4 protein-coding genes are annotated in these 3,410 nt (G+C 57.3%); all 4 read right to left on the bottom strand.

Translation table 11 applies throughout. The annotated features are described in order from the left end of the window. Positions 1-1,038: exo-beta-N-acetylmuramidase NamZ family protein (locus CPT76_RS05495; RefSeq protein ID WP_105442187.1), on the bottom strand; the 1,038-nt coding region annotated here is incomplete at its 3' end. Then, positions 1,035-1,751 (bottom strand): PIG-L deacetylase family protein, encoded by a 717-nt coding sequence (locus tag CPT76_RS05490; RefSeq protein WP_105442186.1) that lies wholly within the window; start codon positions 1,749-1,751, stop codon positions 1,035-1,037. The genes CPT76_RS05490 and CPT76_RS05495, both read right to left, overlap by 4 nt. A gap of 4 nt (positions 1,752-1,755) precedes the next feature. Then, the gene (locus CPT76_RS05485) at positions 1,756-2,724 is read right to left on the bottom strand and encodes a GNAT family N-acetyltransferase (protein ID WP_105442185.1); all 969 of its coding nucleotides are present in this window, start codon (positions 2,722-2,724) and stop codon (positions 1,756-1,758) included. 21 nt (positions 2,725-2,745) lie between these two features. Further along, the coding region (locus CPT76_RS05480; RefSeq protein ID WP_181152698.1) for an anhydro-N-acetylmuramic acid kinase at positions 2,746-3,410 on the bottom strand (665 nt) is incomplete at its 5' end.

Raw genomic sequence — 3,410 nt, 5'->3', positions numbered from 1 at the left:
ATCATCCCCGCCCAGAAGATCAATGAACGGCAGCTTGTTGCCTTTGTGCGGCGGCAAAAATTCGAATGCTTCATAGTTCTGTTTCAGCGTGTACATCAGCCGGATTCCCGTCTCGAGCGGTTGCAGAGCCCGCTGGTCGGTAATATGCAGCTGCACGCCTCCGCACTGCTCGCCCTCATGCTTGGAAAACGTCGGCTTGAAATAAACCGGCCGGAAAATGACGCCGGGCAGCTTCATACCGTTCATCTCGTCCGCCAGCTTCTCCGCCTCAACAAACGGTGCGCCAACGATTTCAAAAGGTGCCGTCGTTCCCCGTCCTTCGGACAGGTTCGTGCCCTCGAACAAACAGGTTCCCGGATAGAGGAGCGCGCTGTCAAAGCGCGGCAGCCCGAGCGACGGCATGACCCAGAGGTTTCCCGTTTCGGGAAACAGCATGTTCCGGTCCCAGCCGCCGCATGGAACGACATGCAGTTGGGCGTTCCAGCCCATTTGCTCGTTCGCCATCGACGCCACCTCGCCGGCTGTCAAGCCATAGCGGACGGCGAGCGGGTAATTGCCGACGAACGATTCAAAGCCGGGCTTCAGGACGTTGCCTTCCACCGTCACCCCGTCCAGCGGGTTGATCCGGTCGAGGACGATGAACTCTTTTCCCGCCTTGGCACAATCCTCCAGGGCGTACAGCATCGTATAAATGAACGTATAGTAGCGCACACCCACATCCTGGATATCGTAAACGACGGCGTCCACTTCGTCCAGCATTTCCGCGCTCAGCCGCTTGGAGTCCTTGCGGTACAAGCTGTACACCGGCACGCCGGTAATCGGGTCCCGGTAGGTTTCAACCTGCGCCCCTGCTGCCTGATCCCCCCGAACCCCGTGTTCCGGCGAAAACAGCGCCGTCAGCTGGAACCGCTCATGCAGGATTTGAATGGTGGATTCAAATTTACGGTTTAAGCCCGTCGGTGACGTAATCAGCCCGAGCCGCTTCCCTTGGAGCAGATGGGCATAATCTTCGATCCGGTCAATTCCGTTAGCGATCATTGTGACCTCCTGGTAGTGAAATTAGTGTACGCCCCTAAAAAAATGACTGTAACAGAGGTATCGTCGTACNCCTTACGCGTCTCGATTCCGCGCACGCGTGCCAGATGCTTATAGTACTCGAGATATGGGAAGGACTTGCTGTTCGTGACGAACCAGTGCTGCGATACCGCTTTCACCCACAGGTCAAATGCCTCCTGTGAAAAGTCCACGTACACGTACGGCTTGTAATCCACCGCATCCTCCCAGTTTTCCGCATAGTAGAGCTTGGAAGCGAAAAACGCGGGCAGTTCCCGCTCAAAGGACGCCAGGCCGGCAAAAAAACGCGCATCGTTCACGATGTTATGCGTCGTTGCGTGGTCCTTGTGCATGCTGTTCTTCCAGTGGGTAATGATGATGTTCGGCTTCACGCGCCGGATTTCGTCGCATACTCTCAGACGCATGTCCTCGGTATCCTTCAGCTCGCCGTCGGGAATGTCAAATACGATGGACTCGCCCCCTAGCATGTCGGCAAACGCCTTGGCCTCGTTCACCTTTTGCTGGCGGTACTCCGCCATATCCTGACCTGCGGGCACGCCGCGTTCCCCTGCCGTCAGTGCCAGCGTGACGATGCGGTCGCCCTTCAAGGAATGGCTGGCAAGCACGCCGCCCGCCGTCAGTTCCGCATCCCCAACATGGCCGCCAATGGCCATAATCGTCAATTTCTGTTCGCTCATCGCTTTAAAACTCCCTTCTCATGATCGAAAATGTCCGGACCGTCTTAAACCCTGCCTTCTCGTAAATCCGGATGGCCGGATTGGTGCTGCCGGTATACAGGGACATATAATCCGTCCCGATCTGCAGAAATGCTTCGCACAGCTTAAAAAAAAGGATGCTGCCGAGTCCGTGTCCCTCATGCTCGGGGTGAACGCCGATGCCGGCAAAATAGCCGCGCCCGCTCTCCTGGCGGATAACCGGACCGGCAAATCCGACCACCTTACCGTGGTGCGCCGCCACGACGACAGGCACCCCCTCCTCGGTCGATTGGGCGATTTCCTTCTGCCACAGCGGATTATCGAAGCCCTGCAGCATGTCCGTAACGCCGTGATGCTTGCCTTGGTCAAACAGCTCCACCGTGTATCCCTCGGCATTGGCCTTCTCTTCTTTCCCGCGAATCTCTTGCGGGATGGAGAACGAAGATAGGTTCAGGTACATCGCGCATTCCTGGGCCCTCTCCACGTATCCCTGGCCCAGCAAAAACGAATGGAGCCTGCTGCCTGTCGGCACACCGGGCGCATTGTTATGCTCGTGGCGCGGCGTTTCCGGTATGTACCAGGGCAGCATCATCGGATTGAAAAACAGTACGTCGGCCTGCTTTTTACCCAGCGCCTGAAAGCGCCCTTCCAGATGCTCCAGCATCATCTTGTAGTTGTCATCCGTGCGGACTTCGTCGGCAAGTACGATGCAGGTGATGTACCCCGCATGATCTCCAAGCGGCAGATCGCCGCCGGTGCAGCCGCAGGCAAAACCCTTCACTTCGCCGTCTTCCACGAGAACAAACGTGTTCTCCGGATCGAAATAGCGATTATCCGTAAATATGCCGCTGAAGCTTGCCTCCGTCATCTCTTTGTAGCCATCCCGCACAGCTACCGTGTTCCACAAGCCGATGACAGCACCGGTGTACTGGTTACTCCAAGTGGTTACAACCATCTGGTGAGTTCCTCCATCCCTTTAAAAGCTGATTTTGCCCATGACGACAGGTCTGGAAGCGCCGGTCACATGCGGAAGGTTATTCGGCCGGTTGGTGATCGCGTAATCCGCCAGAACGGCAAACGCCACGGCTTCCTTCGCATCGCTGTTATGGCCGATGGCCTCCTGCGTCAGCACTTGAACGCCTGCCTTCGCCATCTCCTTGCGGATCCATTCCATGAGCACCGGATTGTAGCTACCTCCGCCGCCAACGATCATCGCATCGGCGGGATGGCCTGCCATCACATATCTGCGGTAGGCGTCGCCGATCGACCAGGCGGTCAGCATCGTCACCGTTGCGACAATGTCCTCCGCCTGCATGCCAAGCGCTTCAGCATCATGCAGAAGCTTATCTATATAAGAGGAACCGAACAGCTCGCGGCCTGTCGATTTCGGCAGCGGCTGCGAATAGTAAGCCTCCTGCTGCAGCCTGCCCAGCAGACGCGGATCGGCGGTGCCCGACCGAGCGATCGCTCCTCCAATATCCATCGTTAATTGTCCCGGATACAGCCGCTCCACGACCCCGTCGATGATCATGTTTCCCGGGCCTGTGTCGAAAGCATATACCTCACCGGGGCTGCATCCGGCCGGAATCACCGTCATGTTCCCGATGCCGCCGATGTTCTGCAGCAGCAGTGTCCGGTGTT

The sequence above is a fragment of the Paenibacillus sp. AR247 genome (genome assembly GCF_002968895.1).
Lineage (GTDB): Bacteria > Bacillota > Bacilli > Paenibacillales > Paenibacillaceae > Paenibacillus_AQ > Paenibacillus_AQ favisporus.
The sequence above is the reverse complement of the archived record's forward strand: the minus strand, read 5'-3'. Positions and strand labels throughout refer to the sequence as shown.

Bases quoted from the DNA above. Each gene is read 5' to 3' on its own strand.
- CPT76_RS05485 (WP_105442185.1), bottom strand. From the start codon at position 2,724: ATGGTTGTAACCACTTGGAGTAACCAGTACACCGGTGCTGTCATCGGC.